The 25,227-nt window shown below is 56.0% G+C and carries 18 protein-coding genes and 2 pseudogenes; 7 read left to right on the top strand and 13 right to left on the bottom strand.

Annotated elements, in window-relative coordinates; translation table 11 throughout:
• The 10 genes from ftsY to rsxC all read right to left on the bottom strand — a co-directional run bounded on the left by ftsY (window position 1) and on the right by rsxC (window position 10,238).
• Window positions 1–873, bottom strand: coding sequence for a signal recognition particle-docking protein FtsY (gene ftsY / locus LKE28_00210; GenBank protein ID MCH3906705.1), 873 nt, complete (start codon window positions 871–873; stop codon window positions 1–3).
• A 9-nt stretch (window positions 874–882) separates the two neighbouring features.
• Window positions 883–2,121, bottom strand: coding sequence for a PEGA domain-containing protein (locus tag LKE28_00205; protein MCH3906704.1), 1,239 nt, complete (start codon window positions 2,119–2,121; stop codon window positions 883–885).
• A protein-coding gene (prfB, locus tag LKE28_00200) for a peptide chain release factor 2 (protein MCH3906703.1) occupies window positions 2,118–3,237 on the bottom strand; the annotation gives its coding sequence in 2 pieces (ribosomal slippage) (window positions 2,118–3,167 and window positions 3,169–3,237; 1,119 coding nt in all). The genes LKE28_00205 and prfB overlap by 4 nt, the downstream gene beginning before the upstream one ends.
• A gap of 69 nt (window positions 3,238–3,306) precedes the next feature.
• Entirely contained in the window at window positions 3,307–5,130 is a 1,824-nt protein-coding gene (locus LKE28_00195) for a hypothetical protein (GenBank protein ID MCH3906702.1), read from the bottom strand.
• A gap of 6 nt (window positions 5,131–5,136) precedes the next feature.
• Window positions 5,137–5,937 (bottom strand): RnfABCDGE type electron transport complex subunit B, encoded by an 801-nt coding sequence (locus tag LKE28_00190; GenBank protein MCH3906701.1) that lies wholly within the window; start codon window positions 5,935–5,937, stop codon window positions 5,137–5,139.
• Between the two features lie 12 nt (window positions 5,938–5,949).
• The gene (gene rsxA, locus LKE28_00185) at window positions 5,950–6,552 is read right to left on the bottom strand and encodes an electron transport complex subunit RsxA (protein ID MCH3906700.1); all 603 of its coding nucleotides are present in this window, start codon (window positions 6,550–6,552) and stop codon (window positions 5,950–5,952) included.
• Window positions 6,549–7,262: an electron transport complex subunit RsxE gene (rsxE, locus tag LKE28_00180; protein ID MCH3906699.1), complete on the bottom strand. Its 714-nt coding sequence runs from the start codon at window positions 7,260–7,262 to the stop codon at window positions 6,549–6,551. The genes rsxA and rsxE overlap by 4 nt, the downstream gene beginning before the upstream one ends.
• Complete coding sequence (locus LKE28_00175; protein MCH3906698.1) at window positions 7,259–7,819, bottom strand: FMN-binding protein; 561 nt, start codon at window positions 7,817–7,819, stop codon at window positions 7,259–7,261. Before LKE28_00175 ends, rsxE begins: the two co-directional genes overlap by 4 nt.
• Complete coding sequence (locus LKE28_00170) at window positions 7,816–8,934, bottom strand: RnfABCDGE type electron transport complex subunit D (GenBank protein ID MCH3906697.1); 1,119 nt, start codon at window positions 8,932–8,934, stop codon at window positions 7,816–7,818. The genes LKE28_00175 and LKE28_00170 overlap by 4 nt, the downstream gene beginning before the upstream one ends.
• Window positions 8,931–10,238, bottom strand: coding sequence for an electron transport complex subunit RsxC (gene rsxC / locus LKE28_00165; GenBank protein ID MCH3906696.1), 1,308 nt, complete (start codon window positions 10,236–10,238; stop codon window positions 8,931–8,933). Before rsxC ends, LKE28_00170 begins: the two co-directional genes overlap by 4 nt.
• Window positions 10,239–10,441: 203 nt before the next feature.
• On the opposite strand from rsxC, the pseudogene LKE28_00160 reads away from it, so the two are divergent.
• A pseudogene (locus tag LKE28_00160) lies at window positions 10,442–11,307 on the top strand (ATP-binding protein).
• On the opposite strand, the gene LKE28_00155 reads toward LKE28_00160, so the two are convergent.
• Window positions 11,213–12,529, bottom strand: coding sequence for a poly(A) polymerase (locus LKE28_00155; protein ID MCH3906695.1), 1,317 nt, complete (start codon window positions 12,527–12,529; stop codon window positions 11,213–11,215). The pseudogene LKE28_00160 and the gene LKE28_00155 sit on opposite strands and share 95 nt — an antisense overlap.
• A 166-nt stretch (window positions 12,530–12,695) precedes the next feature.
• Between LKE28_00155 and hisS the strand changes: the two genes are divergently transcribed.
• Entirely contained in the window at window positions 12,696–13,970 is a 1,275-nt protein-coding gene (hisS, locus tag LKE28_00150) for a histidine--tRNA ligase (GenBank protein MCH3906694.1), read from the top strand.
• Window positions 13,971–13,974: 4 nt separating this feature from the next.
• Window positions 13,975–16,494: an ATP-dependent RNA helicase gene (locus LKE28_00145; protein ID MCH3906693.1), complete on the top strand. Its 2,520-nt coding sequence runs from the start codon at window positions 13,975–13,977 to the stop codon at window positions 16,492–16,494.
• On the opposite strand, the gene LKE28_00140 is transcribed toward LKE28_00145, so the two are convergent.
• Window positions 16,491–17,552: a 3-dehydroquinate synthase gene (locus LKE28_00140; protein MCH3906692.1), complete on the bottom strand. Its 1,062-nt coding sequence runs from the start codon at window positions 17,550–17,552 to the stop codon at window positions 16,491–16,493. The genes LKE28_00145 and LKE28_00140 overlap by 4 nt on opposite strands.
• A gap of 90 nt (window positions 17,553–17,642) precedes the next feature.
• Between LKE28_00140 and LKE28_00135 the strand changes: the two genes are divergently transcribed.
• From LKE28_00135 to LKE28_00120, 4 genes and pseudogenes are all read left to right on the top strand, one after another.
• On the top strand, window positions 17,643–18,782 hold the full coding sequence (locus LKE28_00135; protein MCH3906691.1) for a cysteine desulfurase: 1,140 nt from the start codon (window positions 17,643–17,645) through the stop codon (window positions 18,780–18,782).
• Window position 18,783: 1 nt separating this feature from the next.
• Window positions 18,784–19,989 (top strand): tRNA 4-thiouridine(8) synthase ThiI, encoded by a 1,206-nt coding sequence (thiI, locus tag LKE28_00130; GenBank protein MCH3906690.1) that lies wholly within the window; start codon window positions 18,784–18,786, stop codon window positions 19,987–19,989.
• 29 nt (window positions 19,990–20,018) lie between these two features.
• Window positions 20,019–23,716, top strand: a pseudogene (locus LKE28_00125) (acyl-CoA dehydratase activase-related protein).
• Window positions 23,661–24,182 carry a hypothetical protein gene (locus LKE28_00120; protein MCH3906689.1) on the top strand — a complete coding sequence of 174 codons (522 nt, stop codon included), beginning with the start codon at window positions 23,661–23,663 and terminating at the stop codon, window positions 24,180–24,182. Before LKE28_00125 ends, LKE28_00120 begins: the two are co-directional and overlap by 56 nt.
• 54 nt (window positions 24,183–24,236) lie before the next feature.
• Here LKE28_00120 and trpS read toward each other — a convergent pair whose 3' ends face one another.
• Window positions 24,237–25,226, bottom strand: a complete 990-nt coding sequence (trpS, locus tag LKE28_00115; protein ID MCH3906688.1) for a tryptophan--tRNA ligase — start codon at window positions 25,224–25,226, stop codon at window positions 24,237–24,239.
• Window position 25,227: the final 1 nt, after the last annotated feature.

Genomic DNA, 25,227 nt, shown 5'->3' with positions numbered 1-25,227 from the left:
TTACTCCAATCCCACCAACGTGTTGAGGAACTCCTCTTTGTCGAAGGGATGAATGTCATCGTACCCTTCCCCGGTACCAACGAACGCGATGGGAATGTGCAGTTTGTCTCCGATCTGCACCAACGCGCCCCCCTTTGCGAGGGAATCGTACTTGGAAAGCACCAGAGCGTTGATGACGACCGCCTGGTTGAACAACTCCGCCTGGCTCACCCCATTCTGGCCGGTGGTGCTGTCGATGACCAGAAAACGTTTGTAGTGGTCATCATCAATGCCTTTGGCCCGGACCACCTTGTCGATCTTGGCCAACTCCCGCACCAGATTCTCCTTGGTGTGCATTCGTCCCGCCGTATCCACCAGCACCAACCCCTTTCCCCTGCTTTGGGCGCTGGATATGGCATCAAACACCACCGCGCCGGGATCGGTTCCGTTGGTCTGTTTGATGCACCGGATCCCAAGCCTCTCGGCATGGATCTCCAGCTGGTCGATGGCGGCGGCGCGGAACGTGTCGGCGGCGCAGAGCGTCACGTCATATCCAGCATTGCCGTAGAACCGGGCGAGTTTCGCGATGGTGGTCGTCTTGCCCACCCCGTTGACGCCCAGCATCAGGAACACCGTTGGTTTGTCGGGGTCGACCACCGGATGATACGCATCGATCTTCGTCTCCAGCAGCTTCTTGACCAGCTGCTGCAGTTCTTCCTGTGTCTTGGGCTTTTCGCTTTTGGCTTCCTTCCTGACGGCGTCGGTGACCATGGCCGCCATCTTCGGGCCGAGATCCCCTTCGATCAGGAGATCTTCCAAATTGTCATAATAGCTGTCATCCAGCACCTTGATGCCGAACAACGCTTTGAGTTTCGCTCCAAATTGCTTGAACATCCTTACCCCTCAAAACGCAAGTATTCCACCAGTATACACGATTGCGGTACGAAGAAGCATCAATCCCGCGATGGCACTGGCCCCTTCCAAGGCGACATGCAACCCTTCCGGCAACGCCGAACCGTTTCCATACGCCCCATACAAAGTAGGATACATCAACGTAAGGCCTACCGAACAGACCAACGCGACAAAGCTTTGGTAAAATGCCTTCTGCCGGCCGGAAAGAAGCTTCTCATCCCCCCACCAGGAAGGTTTGAGCTCAAAGGAGAGAAGGCGTTCCGGATGGGAAAGCTGCCGGGCAGATGCCAGGTATCCATCCTTGCGCGCGACCAACAGAAGCGGAAGCTGGCTGTCGGTAAGTAAAAGAGAAGATGAGGTGCCGCTTGGCTCCCCATTGACGAACCATTGGACATTTCCGTCCAACGACACCAGGGAGATTGCAGGAACGACCAGCTGGGTGAGTGACGCGTCCACCGTCACCACCGCACCTTCGTCCACCTGCACCGTCACGTTCTTCTCCTGATAGCCGTAGGCGGAAATCGTTATCTGGTGGGAGCCGGGAGGAACCACCATCAACTCGCCTGCGGTGTGCTGGGGTCCTCCATCCAAGGACACGAAAAGCGAGGAGACAGGCCGATCATTGAACACAAGCACGCCGGCGGGAAACCCGAGGACTTCCTTGACCATCGACAAGGCGATCGTTCCTTTCACATCCTGGAAATCATCCTGGAAGGAAAGGCCGTCGAACAAGGTGGAGGTTGTATCGGTGGCGCGCCGGTACGATGTGATGACCAACCGAAGATGGTCTCCGATCGCTTGCTGGGATGCGAAAAGAATCCGGTCATACCCATAGGCGTCACAAAACCAACGGTACTCCCCTGCTCTGAAAATCGCTTTGGCCGCTTCATCCGCATCCACTTCCTGAACCACGATGGGACGGCTTTCCTGCGCTGGTGGCGTGGAATCCTGTTGCTTGTTCGCATCTTCCCACACGTTTTCAGAAGCATAGGCGGTTTTCACCGCTTCCCATTGGACTTGCTCTGTCGACTGTCGGGCCAGAAGATTGCGATAGTCTTGGTCTTCCGGACCTTTTTGGCCGGTAAGCACCGTTTGGGCGAGGGAGGCAAATACGGGGAAAAACGAAGCTGTTTGGTCACCAAGATTCACCAGCGCGATCTGATAGTCTACTGCGCCGAGCAGTTGACAGGCGCACAGAATCGCGCAGACGACCAAACTCCTTCGCCTCAAGGCGCCGCCTCCTGGTCCTTTCTCCAGGACAGATAGCTTTCGATGAACGGTTCGATGTCCCCATCCATCACTGACTGGATGTTGCCCGTCTCAAAGCCGGTGCGATGGTCTTTGACCATCTGGTACGGCTGGAAAACATAGCTACGGATCTGGCTTCCCCAGGCGATGTCTTTTTTCACGATCGCGTTCTTCGCGTGCTCTTCCTGACGCTTCGCCTCATAATAATCATACAGACGGGAACGCAGCATCTTGAACGCCATCGCCTTGTTCATCAACTGGCTTCGTTCGTTCTGGCATTGGACGACGATGCCGGTGGCGAAGTGGGTGATGCGCACCGCACTGGAAACCTTGTTGACGTTTTGTCCGCCATGGCCACCAGCCCGATAGGTATCCAAGCGGTAATCTTCCGGTTTCAGTTCGATCGTCACGTCGTCATCGATCTCAGGAGAGGCATACACCGACGTGAAGGATGTGTGGCGACGCTTTGCGGCATCGAACGGAGAGATCCGTACCAGACGATGGACGCCAGCCTCCCCTTTCAGATATCCGAACGCGTATTCCCCGCTGACCTTGATGGTGCAGCTGCGGATTCCGCCTCCTTCCTCATCTTCCTGTTCATCCAGCACTTCCGCCTTGAACCCATTGCGTTCGCAGTAGCGGAGATACATCCTCTCCAGCATGGAAGCCCAGTCGCACGCCTCCGTGCCACCGGCTCCTGCATGAATGGAAAGGAAGCAGTTGTTTTTGTCAAACTTCTCGGACAGAAGGGTTTTCAGTTTGAGTTTTTCGAATTCCTCGTTCAGCTCAACGATCGTCTTGTCCACTTCCCCCTGTACGGCGGGATCATCCGGTTCGGTTGCGTACAGGTCGATCAACTCGGCGGTTTCGTCGACTTTCTCCACCAGTTCCTTCCACGGATAGTAGGATTCCTTCAGATCAGCGATCTGGGCGAACGTCTTGTTCGCCGCGTTCTGGTCGTCCCAGAAATGCGGGACGTTGGTCGACGCCTCCATCTGGGTGATCTTGTCCAATACGTGGGCGTCCTCAAAGACGCCTCCATTCGTTGTGGGCTTCTTCTTTGATCGTTTCGAACATGGCTTTATTCTGCAGGAACATATACTTACCTCTTTCGTCTTTTTGTTTGGTTGATGTCTGTATGATACGAAGGATTGGACAAACGTGCAATCACTTCTTCTCCACCCTGAGCCCCAGAGTGAAGGAACAGGTCGCGCCCGGAGGAAGATCCACCGGGAAACAGGGAAGCAACAGGACGTCCATCAGAATGGTTTCTTCATGCTGGACGGTCTTCGTGGTGATGGTATGATCCTCTTTGACCAACGTACAGGGAGTCGCAGAGAACAGCGTGACGGTGGATCCCACCAAAAGGCGCGCGGATCGGATGCCGCTCTGGATCATCTTCCGCTCAAGGCATGAGCGGGACTTGTGCTCCATATCGGTGACGGAACAGGTGACGGAATCAGCCTCTTTGGGAGGAACCACGGACAGAGGAAACGCCATGCCATACCATCCGTTGCATGGGGTGACTCCGGTGTTGGACAACGAAACGTCCACCAGCACGGTATTCTGCCGGAATTTGAACTTTTTCGCATACGTCAACGTGCCCTGGACCCCCACCATGGAAAATTCCCCTTTGGGGCCAAGGGTGTCATCCACCGCGTACCGGAGACGCACGGCGTGCTGAGCGATGCTTGCCGTGGCAGGATCGGAGAAGAACAGATCGGTGAACAGACGAAGCATCTCACCAGTGGATCCGGAATGAATGGCGTCGCTGGAACCAAATTCCAGGAGCGGCACACCAGCACCGGCATAGTTCGTCAGTGTGGCGAGATGAACCAGTTCGGAAACCGCTCCACCGAGCGGCGTAAGGACGGCCAGGAAGTTCTTGCCTTGATAGGCGTATTCCTCGATGCCGTCACGATCAAAATCATATCGCTGGGGAAGTTTGGGATCGAGCAACAGTTGCGCTTCGGTAAGCTTGTGATAACACCACTGCCGGACGGAAGGACGAAGCGCGGAGGCGTCCGCGTCCATGACAAACGGATTGCCCGCCCCACAGCAGAGGAGAAGCTTTTCCATCTGTTTTTTCACGTCCCGGGACTTCCTCCGTGCCTTGGCGATCTCCAACAACGTGGAATACCGGTTGTACAGATAGGAAAGCGCCTGATCCTTGACGAACAGCTGGTTGAAACAGCCTTCCCCAACCTTCACCGCGTCGTGCCCGTACCATCCGTCGCATTGGTATCCTTTTTCCTCCACGGGCTCGAACGAGGAGAGCAGGGAGGTGGGACGGGAGAACAGCAGGTCACAGAGCTTTTGCGTCGTCTCCGGCGAAAGCGCCGCTTTTGCCAATTGGTCCAGATTGAGGAACAACACCGTCTGGGAGAGGGTCGGCACCAACGTCTCCATTTCCTTCAGATATGCCACGGAGGTCAACGTCCCTTCGGAAAGTTGCCAGGTCAACGTCGATACCCGGTCATCGATCGGGAAGATGTGCATCATCTTGTCCTGTTCCCGCATGACGAACGGTGCGATTGGGGTATCCGTGGAAGCGCCGCTTCCGCTGATCACCAGATTGCGGATCCCGCACAACGACGTGGTATGAAGCACGTATGGGGAAAACACCTGGGAATAGCAGAACATGGTGTCGATACGCTGCCCATAGGTGAGACGGATCATCGTCGTTGACTTCTCGATCTGCCCTCCCCTGTCTTTGGAGGAAAGCAACGAAAGTATCCCCTGGTAATAGGCGCCGCCGATCATGCAAAGCTGGTTTTTCTTCACCAGATCGCTGATCAACATGTTCACTTCCGGGTGGTACGCTTCCAGCCATTCGATCATCGCACCGCTCAACGCCAACGAAAAGCATGCGTCTTTGCGGTGATACAACAAGGTAAGGATCGGTTTCAATATGGAATCAAGCACCCCGTCGAACGAACGTTGCGGGGTGCCGAAACCAAGCTCAGTATATCCACCGATGACAAACGGCATGCAGGATTACCGTTTGGAAATGACCTTCACCGGACAAGCGTTCTTTGCGTCTTCCGCCTGCGCATGAGGTTTGGTCTGGTCGAAAGAAGAAAGGAAGTTGTCCACGGTGAACCCGGATTCCGGGAATTTCACCTGGCAGATCTTGCACCCGATGCATCCGACGGAACACTTTTTCCTGACCACCGCTCCCGTCTCATGGTTGGAGCAATCCACCACATACTCACTGTCTTCATACAGCATCCGGATGACACCGGTCGGACATACCTTCACACACTTCTCGCAGGAAATGCATTTGGCCTCATCCACCACGATGTGTCCTTCCTTGTTTTTGGAGATGGCCCCAACGGGACACACCTTGATGCAGGAACCCAGATGGAGGCATCCACTCTTACATTGGTTGTCACCGCCAAACAGAAGAGCTGCGCTGTTGCAGTCATCCAATCCCTTGTACAGGTATTCCTTGCCGGTGACGTTGCAGTCCCCTTTGCAGAACACATGGGCGACCTTTCGGCGATTATCCCCTTCCACCGGAGCGTTGGTGCCCATGATCTCCGCCATCTTGGCGGCCGTTGCCGCGCCACCAGGAATGCACAGGCCGATCTCCGCCTCGCCTCGCGCCACGGCGTCGGCATAGGCGTTGCATCCGGCAAAGCCACATCCACCACAGTTTGCGCCGGGCATGACCGCTTCCAGCTGCACTTCCTTCTCGTTCTTCTGGATGGCAAGTTTTTTCTCCGCCCAGGAAAGAAGATATCCAAACAACGCGCCGAGACCGGCGACGACAATTACCGCACTGACAATAGCCATTTCATCTCCTCCTCAGGAAAGCGCCGGCAGGTGCAGGTTGGTCAGCATCGACGCGTCGAACCCTTTGAACGCCAAAGCCATCAGACCGGCGGAGATAAAGGCGATCGGCATGCCACGGAACGAACCAGGAACCGGTTTGTAGTCCAGCCGCTCACGGATGTTGCTCATCAGGATGATGGCAAGAGTGAAGCCAAGCCCGGAAGCCAACCCTGCGAAGAAACTCTCCAACGCGTTGAACTTCTGGTCAATGTTGATCAAAGCGATACCCAGAACCACACAGTTGGTGGTGATCAACGGCAGGTAAATCCCAAGCGCTTTGTACAGCGGAGGGCTGATCTTCCGGATGACCATCTCGACGAACTGCACCGTCGAGGCGATCACCAGGATGAAGGCCAGTGTCTCCAGGTATTCCAGATGGAACGGAACGAGCAGACCGTGGTACACTGCCCATGTGAGCACGGAGGTGATTGCCGTAACGAACGTCAGCGCCATTCCCATGCCCAACGCGTTCTCGCTGTTTTTGGAAACACCGATGAACGGGCAGAGGCCGAGGAACTTCACCAAAATCCAGTTATTGATGAAAATGTAGAAAATCAGAATCGCAAGAATGGTCATTTCTTCGCCTCCACCTTGTCAACAAGCGCTTTGAACAACGGCATCAGATATCCCATCAGAAGCAATGCGCCGGCGGAAGCCACCATGACTGACACCGGATATTTTCCGAACAAAGGAACATGGATCACGCCATCCCAATTCTTCGTGGCGAACAGCGTGATGGTGCCATGGCCAAGAACCTCACGGATCAAGCTGATCAACACCAGGTTCATCGTAAGTCCAAGCCCCATCCCAAGTCCGTCCAGTGCGCTGTCCTCTACGGTATTGTACTTGGCGAACGCTTCGGCGCGTCCCAAAATGATGCAGTTGACAACGATCAACGGAAGATACACACCGAGAGCTTCATCCAGCGCCGGCATGTACGCCTGCAGGTACATCTGGATCAACGTCACCAACGTGCTGATGATCACGATGTAGGCGGGAATATGGATGCTGTCAGGAATCACCTTCCGCAAACTGCTGATGATGACGTTGGAGAAGAACAGGACGAACGTCGCCGCAAGTCCCATTCCCAAACCATTGGAAACCTGTGTGGAGACGGAAAGCGTCGGGCAGAGACCGAGCACGATGATGAACGTCGGGTTCTCTTTCAGGAATCCTTTGGTGAATTCCTTGATTTTGCCCGCCTTCCCTTTTGCCTCTGTGCCGTTTCCCTGATCCATCGGCATTTCCATATTCATCGTATGACAGGAAAGTTCTTGTTCACTCATGTTGCGCTTCCTTTGGCCTGGACATAGGCCGCTCCTTTGGCAAGCGTCGTGCTGACCCCTCGGAAGGTGACGGACGCGCCGCTGACCGCATCACTGTCCTCCTTGGACAGCGAGCTCTTGGATGTCGGAACCGGCTTGCTTGTCGTACCGGTGCCGACAAATTTCGTCATATACCAGTCTTCCTCACTCTTCTTCCCTACTCCCGGCGTCTCATTGTTGGTCATCATCTTGGCCGCGATGATCTCGCCGGAGGTACGATAGGAAGCAAGCATGGTGAACGCGCCACCATAGCCTTGTCCGTTCAGGCTAAGAATATATCCGATGGTGTTCTTGCCATCAGTAAGCAGGTATTCACCGCTTACCGTCTCATTCCCTTCCACCGTGGTGTATGCGCCTACGGTGTATCCGCCCGCCAGTGGGGAAAGCGCCGCTTGGGTCGCTTCCTGCTGGTGCCGGGCGATGATCGGGCTGAAGATGCTGTTCGCAACGGCAAGCACCAATGCGCAGACGGCGCAAATGCTGAACAGAATCAACGTGTAACGTGCGTTCTTGGTCATTTCGCCGCCTCCTTGGAAGTCTTGACCACCTCACCAAATTTTCTGTTGGTGATGTACCGGTCAATGGTCGGTGTCAAAATGTTCATGAACAGGATGGCGACGGAAACCGCTTCGGACATGGAACCGAAGGTCCGGAACAGGAAGGTGAAGAACCCGCATCCCAAGCCAAACAGCAACTGTCCTTTGTGGGTGATCGGGCTGGTCACGTAGTCGGTCGCCATGAAGATGGCGCCGAGCATCAGGCCGCCGGACACCAACGGCAGGAAGATTTCGCCGTGGAACATTCCCTGTCCGGTGGGGATCCCTCCGAACATCCAGGTGAACAACGCGGTGGACGCAAGGTAGGATACCGGGATATGCCAGGTGATCACCTTGGTGCACAACAGGAAGATGCCGCCTGCGATCAGCAGGATGGTGGAAACCTCACCGATGCATCCTCCGACGTTCCCGAAGAAGGAATCGACAGCGTACGGGTTGATGTGCAGCGCCGTTCCGATCTGCTTTGCGAAATCGGTGACCGGATAACTGCCATCCCCCAACGTGGCGATGCTACCCGCATTCTGGGTGATATGCGCTTTCAGATAGGAAAGCGGCGTGGCGGAAGAGAGGGTGTCCACCAGTTTGGACGCTCCTGAGACGGTATCACTCATATGATCCAGCACTTTCTGCAACGAATTGGGTAATACAAACGTGCTCATCTGGCTGGTGAAGCTGAAGAACACGAACACCCGTCCGCCCAGAGCTGGATTGGCCCAGTTGGCGCCAAGTCCGCCAAACGTCCATTTGACGACCAGAATGGCGAAGAAACTGGCGATGATCGGTATGAACAACGGGACGATCGGGCTCATGTTCATTCCGACCAACAGTCCGGTGACGAACGCCGAACCATCCCACAACGTATGCTCATGTTTCTTCAGGTTGACCAGGAGTTCGGCGAGCATCGAGGACGCGATGGAGACAAGAAGCACCACCAGAGCCCGCACGCCAAAGGCATAGACACCCCAGAGCGCGCTGGGCGCCAGAGCGGCGCTTACCATCCACATGATGGTGGCGGTATCACACTTCGCATGGACATGCGGAGACGTGGAAACCGTCAGCGTAGGATTCTGCATCATTTCTTTTTCCTCCCCAGTTTCTTGCCGGTCTTGAATGCCTGCACCAACGGCAGTTGCGCGGGACAACTGTAGGCGCAGCATCCGCACTCCTTGCAGTCCATCAGGCTGTTTGCCATGGCAAGGGCATAATCACCATGGGTGATATACCGGTACAGTCTGGCCGGCTCCAGTCCTATCGGGCAGGAAGCGACACATTTTCCACAGTTCAGACACGGCGTCTGCCGGTATTGCTTCTGTTTGGGAAGCGCCACGATACCGCTGGAACCCTTGCAGATCGGGGTGTCCAGATTGCTGAACGCGAACCCCATCATCGGGCCTCCGCAGATCATCTTGTCCGGCTGGGTGGAGAACCCTCCGCAGAACGCCAGCAGATCACTGATCTTCGTTCCGATGGGAGCCAGGATGTTTTTCGGCTCCTTGATGCATTCCCCGGTGATGGTGATGATCCGTTCCACCAGCGGCTTGTGCAGCACGATGGCATCGAACATCGCCTTGCAGGTACCCATGTTACATACCACGGCACCCACGTCCAACGGGAGTTTCCCGGAAGGAATTTCCCGGTTGATCAACGACTTGAGCAGCTGTTTTTCATCACCTTGGGGGTACTTCATCTTCAACATGACCACCTCAATGGGCAGGTTGTTGTTGGCGACGATTTCTTTCAGGCTCGCGACGACATCCGGCTTGTTGGCCTCGACGCCGACGATGATGCGTTTCGCGCGGGTGATCTTTGCGGCGATCTGAGCGCCCTCAAGCACCTCTTTCCCCTGTTCCAGCGCCAAGCGGTAATCTGCGGTTAGGTACGGTTCGCATTCCACCCCGTTGACCACAAGGGCGTCGACGCTCTTGTCTTTGGGAATGGAAAGCTTCACGTGGGTTGGGAACGTAGCCCCTCCCATCCCGACGATTCCGTAATCCTTTACTTCACCAAGCAGTTCCTCCGGAGTCTGTGCCCTCCAGTCATGCCGCTCGGTCGGCCAGTCCGGTTGTTGGGGATCCGGTTGGATCACATACGCGTCACAGACGACGCCACTGGACAGCACGACAGGCCGGATATCGGTGATCTTCCCGCTTACCGGACTATGCACATCGGCGCTGATGAAGCCAGCGGCGACCCCGATCTTTTCCCCGCGGGTGACGGTGTCACCTTTGGCCTTGGTGGCTTTTGCCGGCGCGCCAAGATGCTGGGACAAGGAGACGAGCAACTCGGCAGGCATAGGAAGCGGTTCGATCGGCTTGTCCTTGCTGATCTGCTTCATGTCCTTGGGATGCACGCCACCTTTGCTGAACGTAGGTGTTCTCATGGAAAAAAGACTCCTTCATGACCTGACGGAAAGCCAGGCACACTCCCACACAAAACTTCCCTTTATCGTATCGCACACAAACCAATTTCACAATACGCCAAAGGGTTTGTTGGTATTGTATCGAGTCCCTTCCCTTGTTGCAAGGTTTTCCGATCATCTTCACATCTTGTCATTTTCAAGCCTGAATGACACAATGAACTGCAATGAACAGGGTTTTCAGATATGCTTTCTGGAAGATTAAAGCGCCAAAATCGATTGCATTGGTGGGAAAAAGCGGAACCGGAAAAAGTTTCCGATCCAAGATCATCGCGGAAAAATACCATTGTCAGTTGATCATCGATGACGGTCTGCTCATCAAAGGGGACCGGATTCTCGCCGGACGCTCGGCAAAACGCGCGGAAAGCATGCTCGCAGGCCGTGCGCACCGCGGTATTTGATGACGACGAGCACCGCTGCCCAAGGTGGTGGCGGCGCTGAACAAACAGAAGTATCATCGCCTGTTGATCATCGCCACCAGCGAGAAGATGGCCTACAAGATCGCCGAACGGCTTGGGCTTCCCCCAACCGGAAAAAATCATCCACATCGAGGACATCGCCACCAAGGAAGAGATCGAGGCGGCGATGCGCAGCCGCTATACGGAAGGCAAACACGTTATTCCCGGTGCCCACCATCGAGGTGACCCGCACCTATCCGCAGATCGTCTACGACTCACTGCGGGTCTTTTTCCGCAAGAAAAACGGATTGTTCCATTTCAAGAATGAAGGATACGAAAAGACCATTGTGCGCCCGGAGTTCAGCAAGTACGCGAAAGTGCAGATTAGTGACGCAGCGTTGAAACAGATGGTCGCACAGTGTCTGTCGGAATTCGACAGCCAGATCCAGGTCAAGGGAGTGACGGCCCAGTTAAGCCAGGAAGGCTATGTGCTGAACGTCCAGCTCCGCATGCCGGTCCAGCACCAAATCTCCACGTCCATCACCGAACTTCAGGAATACATCGCGGACAGTCTGGAAAAATACAGTTCGATTTTCGTCGCGTCCGTCTCCATCGAAATCGAGGAGTGGGGCTGATCACAGATCGTGCGCTTCGGCGCTGGTCCGCGCCACCTGGCTCTGCACAACAACGGGGGCCGGAGCTTTCCCATGCGGAGCGCCAGAGCGTCTTCTTCTCCCCTCTCCTCTTCCCCGTGCTGATGTTCTGCGGGGGAGAGAGGTTCGGGGCGCGCTTCTGTCTGCCTCCGTAGGTACGGGGCACTTTGAATCCATGGTCGGAGAGCAGTTGGGCGCTTGCCTTCTCAATCTCGTAGTTGGGAGGCGTCATCGGGCTGAGCAACACTTTGATCTGCCGGTATGTCTCATGGAACCGGTCAGAACCACTCTGGTTCTCATCCTGGTAGACGATCAAAGGGGCGACGAGATACCGGATCTGGTCGGCAAGGCTGACCTCCGGACCTTTGCCTTGTTTGGCAAGTCCCACCAGACGGTCAAGCTCCCTGAGACTCTGCTTTTCCTTCTCAAACTTACAGTAGACGCTGAAACAGGGAAGCATGTAGACCAGCAGGTTGTACTTCTCAAGGGCGAGGAATATGTCCGTGCACCGGCCACTGGCCAGAATCTTGTTCACTTCCTCCGTCAGGCGGGAAGTAGAGGTACGGGCAAGTTCTCCGCTGTAGCGGTGTATGGCGCGACGTACGTCCCACTGCAGACGGAATCCAGTAGTAACCGAATACTTCACGGCACGGATCATCCGCACGGGATCTTCGGTGAACGAATCATCCAACGGGATGATCGATCGGATCCTGCGCTTTTTGAAATCCTCCATGGCGTGGTTGAAATCCAACAGTTGTCCATTGGTGGGGTTGTAGTACAGCGAATTGATGGTGAAATCCCGCCGTTTGGCATCCTGGTCCACCGAACCGAACACATTGTTCGACCCATCCTCCGCCTCTTCGCCGGAACGGAACGTAGAGCACTCGATGATCTTCTCGCCGAAGATCAGATGGACCAGCTTGAATCGCCGGCCGATGATCCGGGCGTTGTAAAAAAGCCGCTGGATCTGCCGGGGGGACGCGCTGGTGGTGATGTCGAAATCCTTGGGGATCAGGCCAAGCAACAGGTCCCTCACCGCGCCTCCGACCAAGTACGCTTCCGCTCCGCTTTGCTGGAGCTTGCGCACCGCCCACGCCGCATCCCTGTCGACCAGCGCCGGATTGATGTGGTGTTCGTTCGGCGTGTAAATATTGGCGAAGGCTACGCTTCTACCCTTTTCATCCTGTTTATATCTGACCAGCATATGTCACTCAAATGATAAAGATTGAAAACTGCAGTATTGCAGTCGACGTTACGTCTGTTATAGAATTATTTGTACACGAATCAGAATAAAAATACAACAGGAGCGTACCACCGTGGGAAGCGGGAACATCATAGAGCCCAAAATACTGAAAGGTTTCCGGGATTCAATGCCGGAAACGGAAATCGGAAAAAAAGCGATCATCGCGAAACTGGAACGGAATTTCTCCACCTATGGGTTCGTCCCGATCGACACTCCGGTGCTGGAATACACCGATGTGCTGCTTGGCAAAGGCGGCGGAGAGACGGACAAGCAGATTTTCCGGTTCAAGGACAACGGGGAACGTGATGTGGCGATGCGCTTTGACCTGACCGTCCCGTTCGCCCGGTTCATGGCGGCCCATCTGGCGGAGCTTCCCCTTCCGTTCAAACGATTTCATATCGACAAAGTGTGGCGCGGCGAGAATCCCCAGAAAGGAAGATTCCGGGAATTCACCCAATGTGATTTCGACATCGTCGGCGTGGACAACGCCGAGGCGGATTTTGAAATCCTTTCCATGATGGATTCTTCCTTCGCCATGCTGGGAATTCCCGGCTATACGTTCCATGTCGCACACCGGGGGTTGTTCAACGCATTCCTCCAACATATCGGCGTGGAAAGTCAGACGACTGAAATCCTCCGGACGGTGGACAAACTGCGGAAAATCGGAGCTGAGGAGACCAAGGCGGAACTTGCCGCACTGACCAAAGACCAGGCAAAGGCCCAGGCCATCATGCAGTTCATCACCAAACCGGAAGAAGCTGAAAGCTTCCCCCAGACGTTGGCACGACTCTCCCAGCTTGCCGGCGGAGAGCAGACCCACACGGCGCGGATGGAAAAGATTTATTCCTATCTGGCTGATGACGGCATTGCCGGCCACTTCGTCTATGATCCTTCCATCACCCGTGGCCTGGACTACTACACCGGCATCGTCTATGAAACGTTCCTGGATGGAATGGACCAGTTCGGTTCGGTCTGTTCCGGCGGACGGTACAACAACCTCGCTTCGCTGTACACCAAGCAGGAACTGCCCGGTGTCGGTTCGTCCATCGGGCTTGACCGCCTGATCGCCGCGCTGACCGAACTGAAAAGCCCGCTGCTGTCCGCCTCTTCTGCGGCGGATGTGATCATCTTCGCCATGGATGAGAACCTTCGTCCGTGGTATCATCAGCTTGCCCGGGCCATGCGGAACGCGGGACTGCGGGTGGATGAATACCTTCTGGAAAACAAGAAGATCGGCGCCCAATTCAAATACGCCGAACAGCAGCGCATTCCGTACGCCTTGATCTGCGGCTCCAACGAGCATGACGCGGACAAGGTGACGCTGAAAAACCTGCTCGACCGTGAAAACAAACAAATGATCAGTCTCGAGGAAGCGATCGAGACGATCCGTAAAGGAAGTTGATTTGATGGATTTCAAAAGCCTGCCCGTCTGGCAGCATCGCCAGGACATCCTGGACGCATTGAAAACGCACCAGGTGATCGTCGTGGAAAGCCCGACCGGTTCGGGTAAGACAACCCAACTGCCCTTGATTCTCAAGGAAGCGGGGTACGCGGAGACCGGGGTGATCGGCATCACCCAACCGCGAAGGATCGCGACGCTGTCCGTCTGCGATTTCATCAAGAAACAGCTGGGGGACCAGAACGGGCAGTACTGCGGCTACAAAATGCGGTTTACGGACACCACGTCCCCCCAAACCCGCATCAAGATCATGACGGACGGAATCCTTCTGATGGAACTGAAGACCGATCCCCTCCTTACCCAGTACGGCGTCATGGTGGTGGACGAGGCCCACGAGCGGTCGCTGAACATCGATTTCATCCTCGGCATGCTCAAAGGCATCATCCAGCAACGGCCATCGTTCCGGGTGATCATCTCATCGGCGACGATCAACACGAAGAAGTTCTCCGAGTTCTTTGATTCCTGCCCGATCATCTCCATCACCAGCCAGGTATACCCGGTACAGGTGATCTACAAGGACATGAAGGGAGCCTCGGACATCGACAGCCTGATCCCTTCCATCCTCTCCATCGTACGCCAGCGAAAGAAGAACGGCGATATTTTGATCTTCCTTCCCGGGGAGTTCGACATCACCAAGACGGTCAACGCCCTGTACATGGATGATCCCAACGAGGATCTTGTCATCTATCCGCTGTACGCCCGTCTTTCCAAGGAAGAACAGGAATCGGTGTTCACTCCGACGCCGAAAGGCAAGACCAAGGTGGTCGTCTCGACCAACATCGCCGAAACCAGCGTGACGATCGATGGCATCACCACCGTCATCGACTGCGGCGTGGCGAAGATCAACTTCTACAACCAGAGGAACTTCACCAGCAGTCTGGTGGCCCTGCCCATCTCCAAATCCTCCGCAGAGCAGCGCAAGGGAAGAGCGGGAAGGACCCGGCCAGGTGTCTGTTACCGCCTGTACGGAGAGAAGGATTTCCTGTCCCGATTCTCCTACAGCACGGAGGAAATCCTCCGCACCGACCTGTCCGAAGTGGTGCTGAGGATGAGTGACCTCGGCATTTATGATTACGAACATTTTCCGTTCATCACCAAGCCGAAGCTTTCCGCCATCCAGAGCGCCGAAGAGACGCTCCGGTTCATCGGCGCCATTGACCAGGACCGCCATCTGACCAAAACCGGGGAACTGATGTGCAAATTCCCGTTGCTGCCCCGTCAGTCACGGGTGATCGTCGAGTCGCTTCTCCACTACCCCGATGTGCTGCAGCAGGTGCTGGTCGCCGTGGCGTTCCTCTCCTCAAAGACACCGTTTTTGTTCCCTCCCGGTGAAGAGGATCTGGCCCGCGCCGCCCAGCGCTCGTTCGCAGACAAGACGTACGGTGACTTCGTCACCTACCTGCATGTGTACGAACAGTACGTGAAGAACGAAACCCAGGAGAAAAAGCAAAAGTTCTGCAAGACCTACTACCTGGATTTCCAGAGCATGCAGGAGATCGTCCACATCACCGAACAATTGGGGGACATCTGTGGCGAAATAGGGTTCCCGTTGTCCCATGGCGGAAATCCCAAAGAGTTTTTGATCTGCATCGCAAGCGGACTGTTGCAGTACATCTGCGTTCGTTCCGAACGGAATGCCTACCAGTCGCTTACGGCCAACCAGATCTTCATTCATCCTGGTTCCGATTATTTCCGCACGCTTCCCCAGTTCATCATCGCCGGCGAGATCGTCCAGACCAGCCGAATGTACGCCCGGTCGGTCAGCCCGTTGCAGAAAGAATGGCTGGATGAGATCAAGCCCGGCTTGTACGCCCAGCTTACCCGTTCGTTCGCCGTCCGGAAGAACAACCAGGAGGAACGGTCCGTCGACAAGGCGCACGCGCCGGTGGAAGGAAGCTATCGGGACAACCAGCAGGCCGGCCAGATGGTACAGGTGTATCACCACACCTATCCCACCGAAGCTCCTCAGGGAGGTCGCAAAGGCAAGGTGTGCGCCTTGATCCCCTACGAAGATCTGGCGGCGCTGAAAACAGCCAACGACCGCGCTCCCAAACGCCCACGGAACTTCAATGCCGTGGTACTGTATGGAGGATACCGGATCCATCAGGGAGACAAGTTCTTCTCCATCATCGATTTGGCGGGAAAGCTGCGGACCGACGCCCCGATCTACGACGCGCCCCCCACCGGAACGTTCACGTTGGAGGAAAGCAAAGCGCTTGTTGAGAAACTGGACAGCCTGATGTGCTTCGTCAAATCCAAGAAGGATCGCAAAACCTTGGCGTTCATTTCGCTGGACGGGAACAACAACACGTTCCGCTTCACATCCAACCGCAATTTCTTCGACGCGTTGGATGATACCCTCTTCACGCTGGGGCAACTGGTCGAAGACCTGGAAACCGCGGGAAAGACGGATGATGAGCGGGAAGCGAAACGGATCTACGCAAAACTGCTGAAGAAAGCCGATTAGTACGGTTTTGCGATGACCAGTTTCTGGACCAACGGGACCTCAAGGGGCATCAACTTGAGGTTTCCTTGGGACAGCGGGATGATGAACTGCACCGCGCCGCCCAGCTTTTTCTTGTCGTGGGACAGGTGCTCCGCGTATTCGATCCAATCCCCGCGTCCGATGCGGTAATCCACCGGGAATCCGTAATCACGGAACAGTTTGATGATGCCGTTCAGATAGGTCTCATCCCCCAGGTGCAGCTCCAGCGCGGCTTCCGCCGCACGGCAGGTACCCCAGGCGACAGCCTGTCCGTGGCTCATGCCGGAGAAATGGCTGAGCGATTCCAACGCGTGGCCGAAGGTGTGCCCCAGGTTCAGCATGCTGCGGATCCCCTTGGTTTCCAACGGATCCTGTTCCAGATACCAGTTTTTCACGTTCAAGGAAAGGGTGACAAGCTGGTCAAGCGTCGGGACATCCCGTTGCATGATCTCCCGGTGATGGACAATCAGGAACTTGTACAGTTCTTCGTCCGGAGAGAGGAACGCGTGCTTGATCACCTCCCCCAACCCGTTGAGGAACTCATGGTCGGAAAGCGTGCGAAGCGTATCGACGCACACAAGGACCTCGTCGGCGGGATTGAACGTGCCGATCAGGTTTTTCGTCCCTCCATAGTCGATGGCCGTCTTGCCTCCAAGGCTTGCGTCACACATGCACAGCAACGTGGTGGGCACCAACGTCAGATGGCAACCGCGCATGTACAGCGATGCGGCAAGCGCCGTCAGATCACAGACAACTCCCCCTCCAAAACCGATGAAGCGTGAATCACGGGCCATGCCGTTGTCACTCGCCGTGGAAAGAATGCGAAGCAATGATTTCAGATTCTTGTTCTCTTCTCCGTTTTCCAGCACGATATTGTTGGTTGGAAGCTGCTTGAACAGGTTCGACGTATTGGTGTCGAACACCCACATCACGTTCCTCCCATACCCACTGAGATAGGATGCAAGATCCTTCAAGCCGGAAGAGAGCAGTACGTTGGTCGTCCGGCCTGCGGCAAGCGTGCTTTTCAGAAGGGTTTCCATGGTTTCTTTTTACCAGTTTCCGTCCACTGTTACAAGATGGTTCCATACCACTTCCCTCAGGGGGGAAAAGTAGATACATTATGGCTTGAGATGAAACAGGTTTGGTATTTCGACAATGCCGCGACGACCAAAATCAGTGATCGCGCATTGCATGCATATATTGAGGCAAGCAACGAAGATTGGGGAAACCCGTCATCCCGGCACAAGGCCGGTCGTGAGGCACGCGCCCTGTTGGAAGGGAACCGAGCGACGCTGGCCTCACTTCTCGGGGTTTCCGCGAACCAGCTTTTCTTCACCGCCTGCTCCACTGAGTCCAACGCCATCGTACTGCAAAGTCTTCTATGGAGTCCCCAGCCTGGCCATGTGATCATCCCGTCCATCGAGCACAACGCCGTCAAAGGGTATGTGCGCCTTCTGAAAGAAAAAGGATGGAACGTAAGTCTGGTGGACGCTCCGGAAGGATTCGTCGATCCCGACACCATCGCGTCGCTCCTCACGCCACAGACCCGTATGGTCGCCATCATGCTGGTCAACAACGTCACCGGAACGATCCAGCCGGTGAAGGAAATCGTCCAGATCTGCAAGGACTATCAAGCCACGCATGGCGGCAGAAAGATTCATGTCCACACCGACGCAACCCAGGCGCTGGGGAAAATCCCGTTCCGCCTGACCGATCTTGGGGTGGACAGCGCTGCGTTCTCCGCACACAAGCTCCAAGGCCCAAAAGGCGTCGGGCTTCTGTACAACACCGACCCGGCGGTCATCGGACTTTCCCGTGGAGGAGAGCAGGAAGCGGCGCTCAGGCCGGGGACGGAAAACACGCCGGGCATCGCCGCGATGACGGTGGCCGTCCAGGACGCGCTTTCCTCGCTGGACGCCCATTACGAACAAGCGGTTCACTTGAACCACATGATCCGAATCGAGCTGGACGGTGTCGTCCAGTTCCTGACACCAACGAAAGGATCTTCTCCCTGGATCCTGAACATCACGACGGACACCTACCCCAGCGAGGTGTTCACCCGGATGCTGTACGACGCGGACTTCTGTGTTTCCGCTGGCTCCGCCTGTTCCAACAACGCCCAGGGGAAACAGGAGAGCGTCATAACGGCGATGCGTTTCAGCCCCGCCCAGGCGCGTGGTTCGATCCGCATCTCGCTGGGATACCAAACGACGGAACAGGAAGTCATGCTTTTGTGCCAGACGATCCGTCACCTGTTGGGAAGGGGTTGATATGGGAAATTCCACACTGTATCTCGTCCGATTGGGCGAGATTTCCCTGAAAGGGTTGAACCGTGGGTTCTTTGAACGACGGTTGAAGCAGAACATCAAGGCCAAGCTCAAACCGTACCACAGCGAAGAACACAAGCAGAAAGGCCGGTTGTACTTCGACATCAGTGACGATTGCCCTCGGGAAATCATCGACATGGCGTTCCGCACCACCTTCGGCGTGGTGGGTTACTCCCAGTGCGTCCGCTGCCCCAAGGAGATGGATGCCATCCGGAACAAGGCCAGGGAATTGATCACCCAGCCACCGTTCTCCTCCGGAAAGGGGACGTTCAAGGTGGAAAGCAGGAGAAGTGACAAACAGTTTCCGCTGACCAGCTACCAGATCGACTGCGACCTGGGAGGCGTGGTGCTGGAAACCTATCCCGCCATGAAGGTATCGGTGAAGGATCCCGAGATGGTGCTGTACTGCGAGATCCGTGACGAAGCGTACCTGTACACCAGTCCGCAACCCGGTCCTTCGGGACTCCCCTGCACCACGGCAGGCAAGGCGATGTTGCTTCTCTCCGGAGGGATCGACAGTCCGGTTGCCTGTTACAAGATGGCAGGCCGCGGCTTGAAAACCGAGGCGATCTACTTCCACGCCTATCCGTACACCAGTGAGGAAGCGCTTGGCAAAGTGAAGAAGCTCGCCAGCCTGCTCGCCCCGTACAACATGGGCATGCGCCTGTGGGTGGTGCCGTTCACCGAACCCCAGCTGTGGATCAAGGATCACAGTCCGGAAGACGAGCATACCCTGATGTTCCGCGGGGCCATGATGCAGGTGGCCAACCGGCTCGCCGACAAAGCAGGGGCGCTTGCCATCGTCACCGGGGAGGCGCTCTCCCAGGTGGCAAGCCAGACGCTGGAATCGATGGCATGGTCGGACAGCATGAGCCAACGACTGGTGCTTCGACCGCTTGTGGGCATGGACAAACAGGAAATCATGGGCCTTGCTGAGAAAATCGGCACCTACCAGACTTCCATTCTCCCCTATGAGGACTGTTGCGTGATCTTCTCGCCACGGCACCCCTTGGTACGGCCGGACAAACAGGTCATGGCGGAGCATTACCACGCCATGGAGATTGAACCATTGCTGGACAAGGCGGTCAGCGAAACAACGTGGATCGACTTCGATGTCCATGGACAAGAAGTAGGGAGAAGCGAAACGTGAGACTCGGACTTGATGTAGGTTCCACCACGATGAAATGCGTCCTGCTGGACGATGCGGGGAATCTGGTGTTCAAACAGTACCAACGGCACTATTCCCAGATTCCGGAAACGGCCCTGTCCCTGCTCTCCCAGCTGAAACCGTATCTGCCGGACGGTCTTTTCACGTTCTCCGTTTCCGGCTCGGCCGGCATGGGTATGGCACAGAACCTTTCCATGCCGTTCGTCCAGGAGGTGTACGCCACCCGTACGGCGATTCTTGCCTACCTGCCCGGCAGTGACGTGGTCATTGAGCTTGGCGGAGAGGACGCCAAGATCCTGTTTCTCAAAGGAAACCTGGAAGTGAGGATGAACGGTACCTGCGCCGGTGGCACGGGGAGCTTCATCGACCAGATGGCATCGCTTCTGAACGTCAAGGACGACCAGCTGGACCAGCTTGCCAAACAAGCCAAGCAGACCTACACCATCGCAAGCAGATGCGGGGTGTTCGCAAAAAGCGACGTCCAGCCGTTGATCAACCAAGGGGCTGAGAAAAGCGACATCATCCTTTCCGTATTCCAATCGGTGGTCAACCAGACGATCACCGGGCTTGCCCAAGGCCGGCCGATCGCCGGCAACGTCGTCTATCTGGGAGGGCCGCTGACGTTCCTTCCCACCCTGCGGCGCTGTTTCGACGAGACGCTGGGAGTCACCGGGCTCTGCCCAGAGAACTCCCTGTACTACGTTGCGTTGGGAACGGCGCTTGCCCCGGGTGGCAAAAACGTCACCTACGAGATGCTTGAGAAAGACCTGAAGGAATACACCAACAAAGGGTCGTACGTAAGCCTTCAGCCGCTGTTCAAGGACGAAGAAGACCGCAAACGGTTTTTGGACCGTCATGCAAAGGCGAAACTTCCCACCGCCCCGATCGAAACCTACCAAGGGGACGCGTTCGTCGGCATCGACTCCGGTTCGACGACGATCAAGGGATGCGTCATCGATACCAAGGGAAACCTGCTGTACAGCCGATACGAGAACAACAACGGCAACCCGGTGGAAGCGGTCAGGGCGTTTCTCAGTGATGTCCAGGCCACCTACCCCAACGTCCACCTGCAGAAAGGGTGTTCCACCGGTTACGGTGAGGCGTTGATCAAAAACGCGTTCGACCTGGAGTATTCCATCGTCGAGACGATCGCCCATTTCATCAGCGCGCGGACGTTCATGCCGGACGTTGACTTCATCATCGACATCGGCGGGCAGGACATCAAGTGCTTCAAGATCCGCGACGGTGTGGTGGACGACATCTTCCTCAACGAAGCCTGCTCCTCGGGTTGTGGAAGTTTCCTGCAGACCTTCAGCCAGGCGCTCGGCTACACCCCCGCCCAGGCGGCTGCCTTGGCGTTGACGGCCAAGCGGCCGGTCGACCTGGGGTCACGGTGCACGGTATTCATGAACAGCCAGGTGAAGCAGGCCCAGAAAGACGGCGCCTCGGTGGCTGACATCTTCGCAGGACTTGCCATCAGCGTGGTGAAGAACGCCTTGTACAAGGTGATCCGTTCCACCGACGCCACCACGTTGGGACGCCACATCGTCGTCCAGGGAGGAACGTTCCTCAATGACGCCGTACTCCGGGCGTTTGAGAACGAGCTGCAGACCCAGGTGGTCCGTGTCGACCAGGCCGGCTTGATGGGCGCTTATGGCTGCGCCCTGTACGCCATGCGCCAGCACGCCAAAGCGCCACGGGAACGGACCATGCTGGACCTTCAGCAACTGACCACCTTCACCCACAGCACCAAGACGGTGCAGTGCAAGGGATGCACCAACCACTGCCAGCTGACGATCAACATGTTCGACCATGGACGGAAGATGATCAGCGGCAACAAGTGCGAGCGGATCGTCAACCCTGCAAAGTTCATCTCCAATCCTTCCACTCTGGACATCACGGCATTCAAACAGGAATACATGGTGCGGTTCAAACCCCTTGCCGGCCCACGAGGAAAAATCGGGCTTCCCATGGGGCTGAACTTCTGGGAGAACCTCCCCTTCTGGTACACGTTCTTCACCTCTCTTGGATATGAAGTGGTCGTTTCCCCCCAGTCGACCCGTTCCACCTATCTTTTGGGCCAATCCACCATTTCGTCCGATACGATCTGCTATCCGGCGAAACTGCTCCATGGCCATGTCCTCTCCTTGTACAACGAAGGAGTCTCGACGATCTTCTACCCGTGTTCCAGCTACAACATCGACGAGGGAAAAGGAGACAACCATTTCAACTGTCCGGTGGTCGCCTACTACCCTGAGGTGTTGAAGCACAACATCCCCGCCGTCCAGGACGGGAGGATCAACCTGTTCAGTCCGTACGTTTCCCTCTCCGACCGGGCGTTCTTCCCCAAACGGATGGAGGAAGTGCTGAAACAACTGGGCAAGTTCCGGAAAAGCGAGATCAAGATGGCAAGTGAGAAAGCGTACCAGGCGTATGATGATTACATGACGGCGGTTCGCGAACAATCACAGGCCATTATCCAGGAAGCCAGGTCCCGCCATATGCCGATCATCGTGCTGGTGGGCCGTCCGTACCACAACGATCCGGAAGTCAACCATGGCATTGACCGGTTGATGCTGCAGTGCGGTTGCGCCGTCATCTCCGGCGACAGTCTCTCCCCTTTGGTGGGAAAGGAGAAGCGCACCGTACTGAACCAATGGACGTACCACGCCCGGATGTATGACGCCGCGCGGTACACATTGGACCAACCGGACATGCACGTGGTGCAACTGGTCAGTTTCGGATGCGGACTGGACGCCGTCACATCGGATGAGATTCGAGCCATTCTCAAACAGAAAGACCGGATCTACACGCAGATCAAGATCGACGAGATCACCAACCTCGGTGCGGTCCGCATCCGGATCCGCAGCCTGCTCGCCGCCGTGGAGGAAAAGGAAAACGCATGAGCGCGCCATTCACCAAAGAGATGAAGAAAGACCATGTCCTGTTGATCCCCGACATGCTGCCGATCCATTTCTCCCTGATCATGAAAGTATTCGTCAATCATGGCTATCAGGCCGAACTGTTGACCAATCGGGGACCGAACGTCATCCGGGAAGGGATGCGGTACGTCCATAACGACATCTGCTACCCCGCCCAGCTGGTCATCGGACAGTTCATCGACGCCTTGTTGAGCGGAAAGTACGACACCCACAAGGTTGCGCTGGTGATCACCCAGACCGGCGGAGGATGCCGGGCCAGCAACTACCTGTTCCTGCTGAAAAAAGCGCTGCACGAATGCAAGATGGACTATATTCCGGTGATCAGCCTGAACCTCAAGGGCATGGATGAGAACCCAGGCTTCAAACTCACCCCGATCATGATTCTCCACGCCTACTGCGGATTCGTCTACGGTGACCTGTTGATGATGGTCAGCAACCAGGTCCGGCCGTACGAGACCACCAAGGGACAGACCGACGCCCTGGTGGAGAAATGGATCAAGATCATCGGGGACAAGTTCGCCAAGAACCATGGGTACATTGGGTGGGCGATGCGGCATAACTTTGAGAAAATCGTCCATGAGTTCGCCGCCATCCCGGTGAAGAAGGAACGGAAGATCAAAGTGGGGATCGTCGGGGAAATCTACATGAAGTACTCCTGCCCTGGGGAACAACGGACTGCAGAAGTTTCTGGAAGACCAAGGATGCGAGGTGATGATCCCGCCGTTGATGGATTTCCTGTACTACGGCATCGACAACGCCCAGCTTGACCGTCATTACTACGGCCATCTGTTCTGGGCATCCATCCTGAACAACTTCGCAAACCATGTGGCCTTCATGATCGAGGCGATGGAACTCAGGGCGATGAAGCAAGGCGGGTTCAACGCTCCCGAGCCGTACCGGATGACCAAGGCGTACGACGAAGGCTTGATCGACTTTGGCGTCAAGATGGGTGAAGGATGGCTGCTCACCGCCGAGATGCTTGGACTGGTCCACATGGGCTTCTCCAACATCATCTGCGCCCAGCCGTTCGGGTGCCTGCCCAACCATATCTGCGCCAAAGGGATGTTCCACGCGGTGCGCGAGCGGGTGCCCCAGGCCAACATCGTGCCGATCGACTACGATCCGTCGGCCAGCCACGTCAACCAGGAGAACCGCATCAAGCTGATGCTGGCCATCGCCCAGGAAAACCTGATGAAAGAAGAAGCGGCGGAATCCAAAGCCAAGGAAGGTTAAAAAAACCTTCCCCACTCAGGAGGAAGGCAAAAGCAAACTGGGAAACAACGACCGTCACAGCATGACGTGCATGTGTTCCTTGATGTCGGCGATGTTGGCGTTTCCCACCTCGTTGGCACGTTTGGTGCCGGAAGCGATCAACTCCTTCACCTCATCCTTGTGCGCCTCGTAGTAGTGGCGCTTCTCACGGATCGGATCCAGCATCGTGTTCAGCACTTCATTCAGCCGCTTCTTGCAGGCGACGCACCCGATCTGGGCGTTCTTGCACATCTCGCAGATGTTCGGCGCCTCTTCCTTGTTGAAGACGGTATGATACTTGTACACGTTGCAGATGTCCGGATGTCCCGGAATCTTCACCGTGATGCGGGCGGGATCGGTGACGGCGTTGCGCACTTTCTCCCAAATTGTTTCCGGAGGATCGGAAAGATAGATGGCGTTGCCAAGGCTCTTTCCCATCTTGGCGTTCCCATCCAGACCGGACAACCGTCCGATGGAGGAAATACGGTATTCCGGCTCGATGATGCGCGTCCCATACAGCTCATTGAACTTCCGGACGATCTTCCGGGCAAGCTCAATGTGGGGGATCTGGTCTTCCCCGACCGGCACCAGCGACGCGTTGCAGAACGTGATGTCCGCAGCCTGGCTGACCGGATACCCGAGGAATCCATAGGAAAGATCGGAATACCCGTAGTTCTTCGCTTCCGTCTTGATCGTCGGATTATGGCTGAGTTGGTTGCAACTGACGATCATCGAATAGAAGATGGTAAGCTCCGCAATGCTGGGCACCTGGCTCTGCTGCAGAATGGTCACTTTCTGGGGATCAAGCCCGACGGAAAGATTGTCCATCGCCACTTCGTAGATGCTCTGGTTGATCAACTCAGGATGCTCGAAATGGGTGGTGAGCGCCTGGACGTCCGCGATCTCGATCCAGGTATCATATTGATCCTGCAGTTCCACCCTGCTCTTCAAGGATCCTACGTAATGCCCCAGGTGGAGTCGTCCGGTGGGACGATCCCCCGTGAGGATGCGTTTCTTCCCCTCCATC

This window comes from Sphaerochaeta sp., from assembly GCA_022482495.1.
Lineage (GTDB): Bacteria > Spirochaetota > Spirochaetia > Sphaerochaetales > Sphaerochaetaceae > RUG023.
Note: the sequence above shows the minus strand (reverse complement) of the source record. Positions and strands in the feature narration are given on the sequence as shown.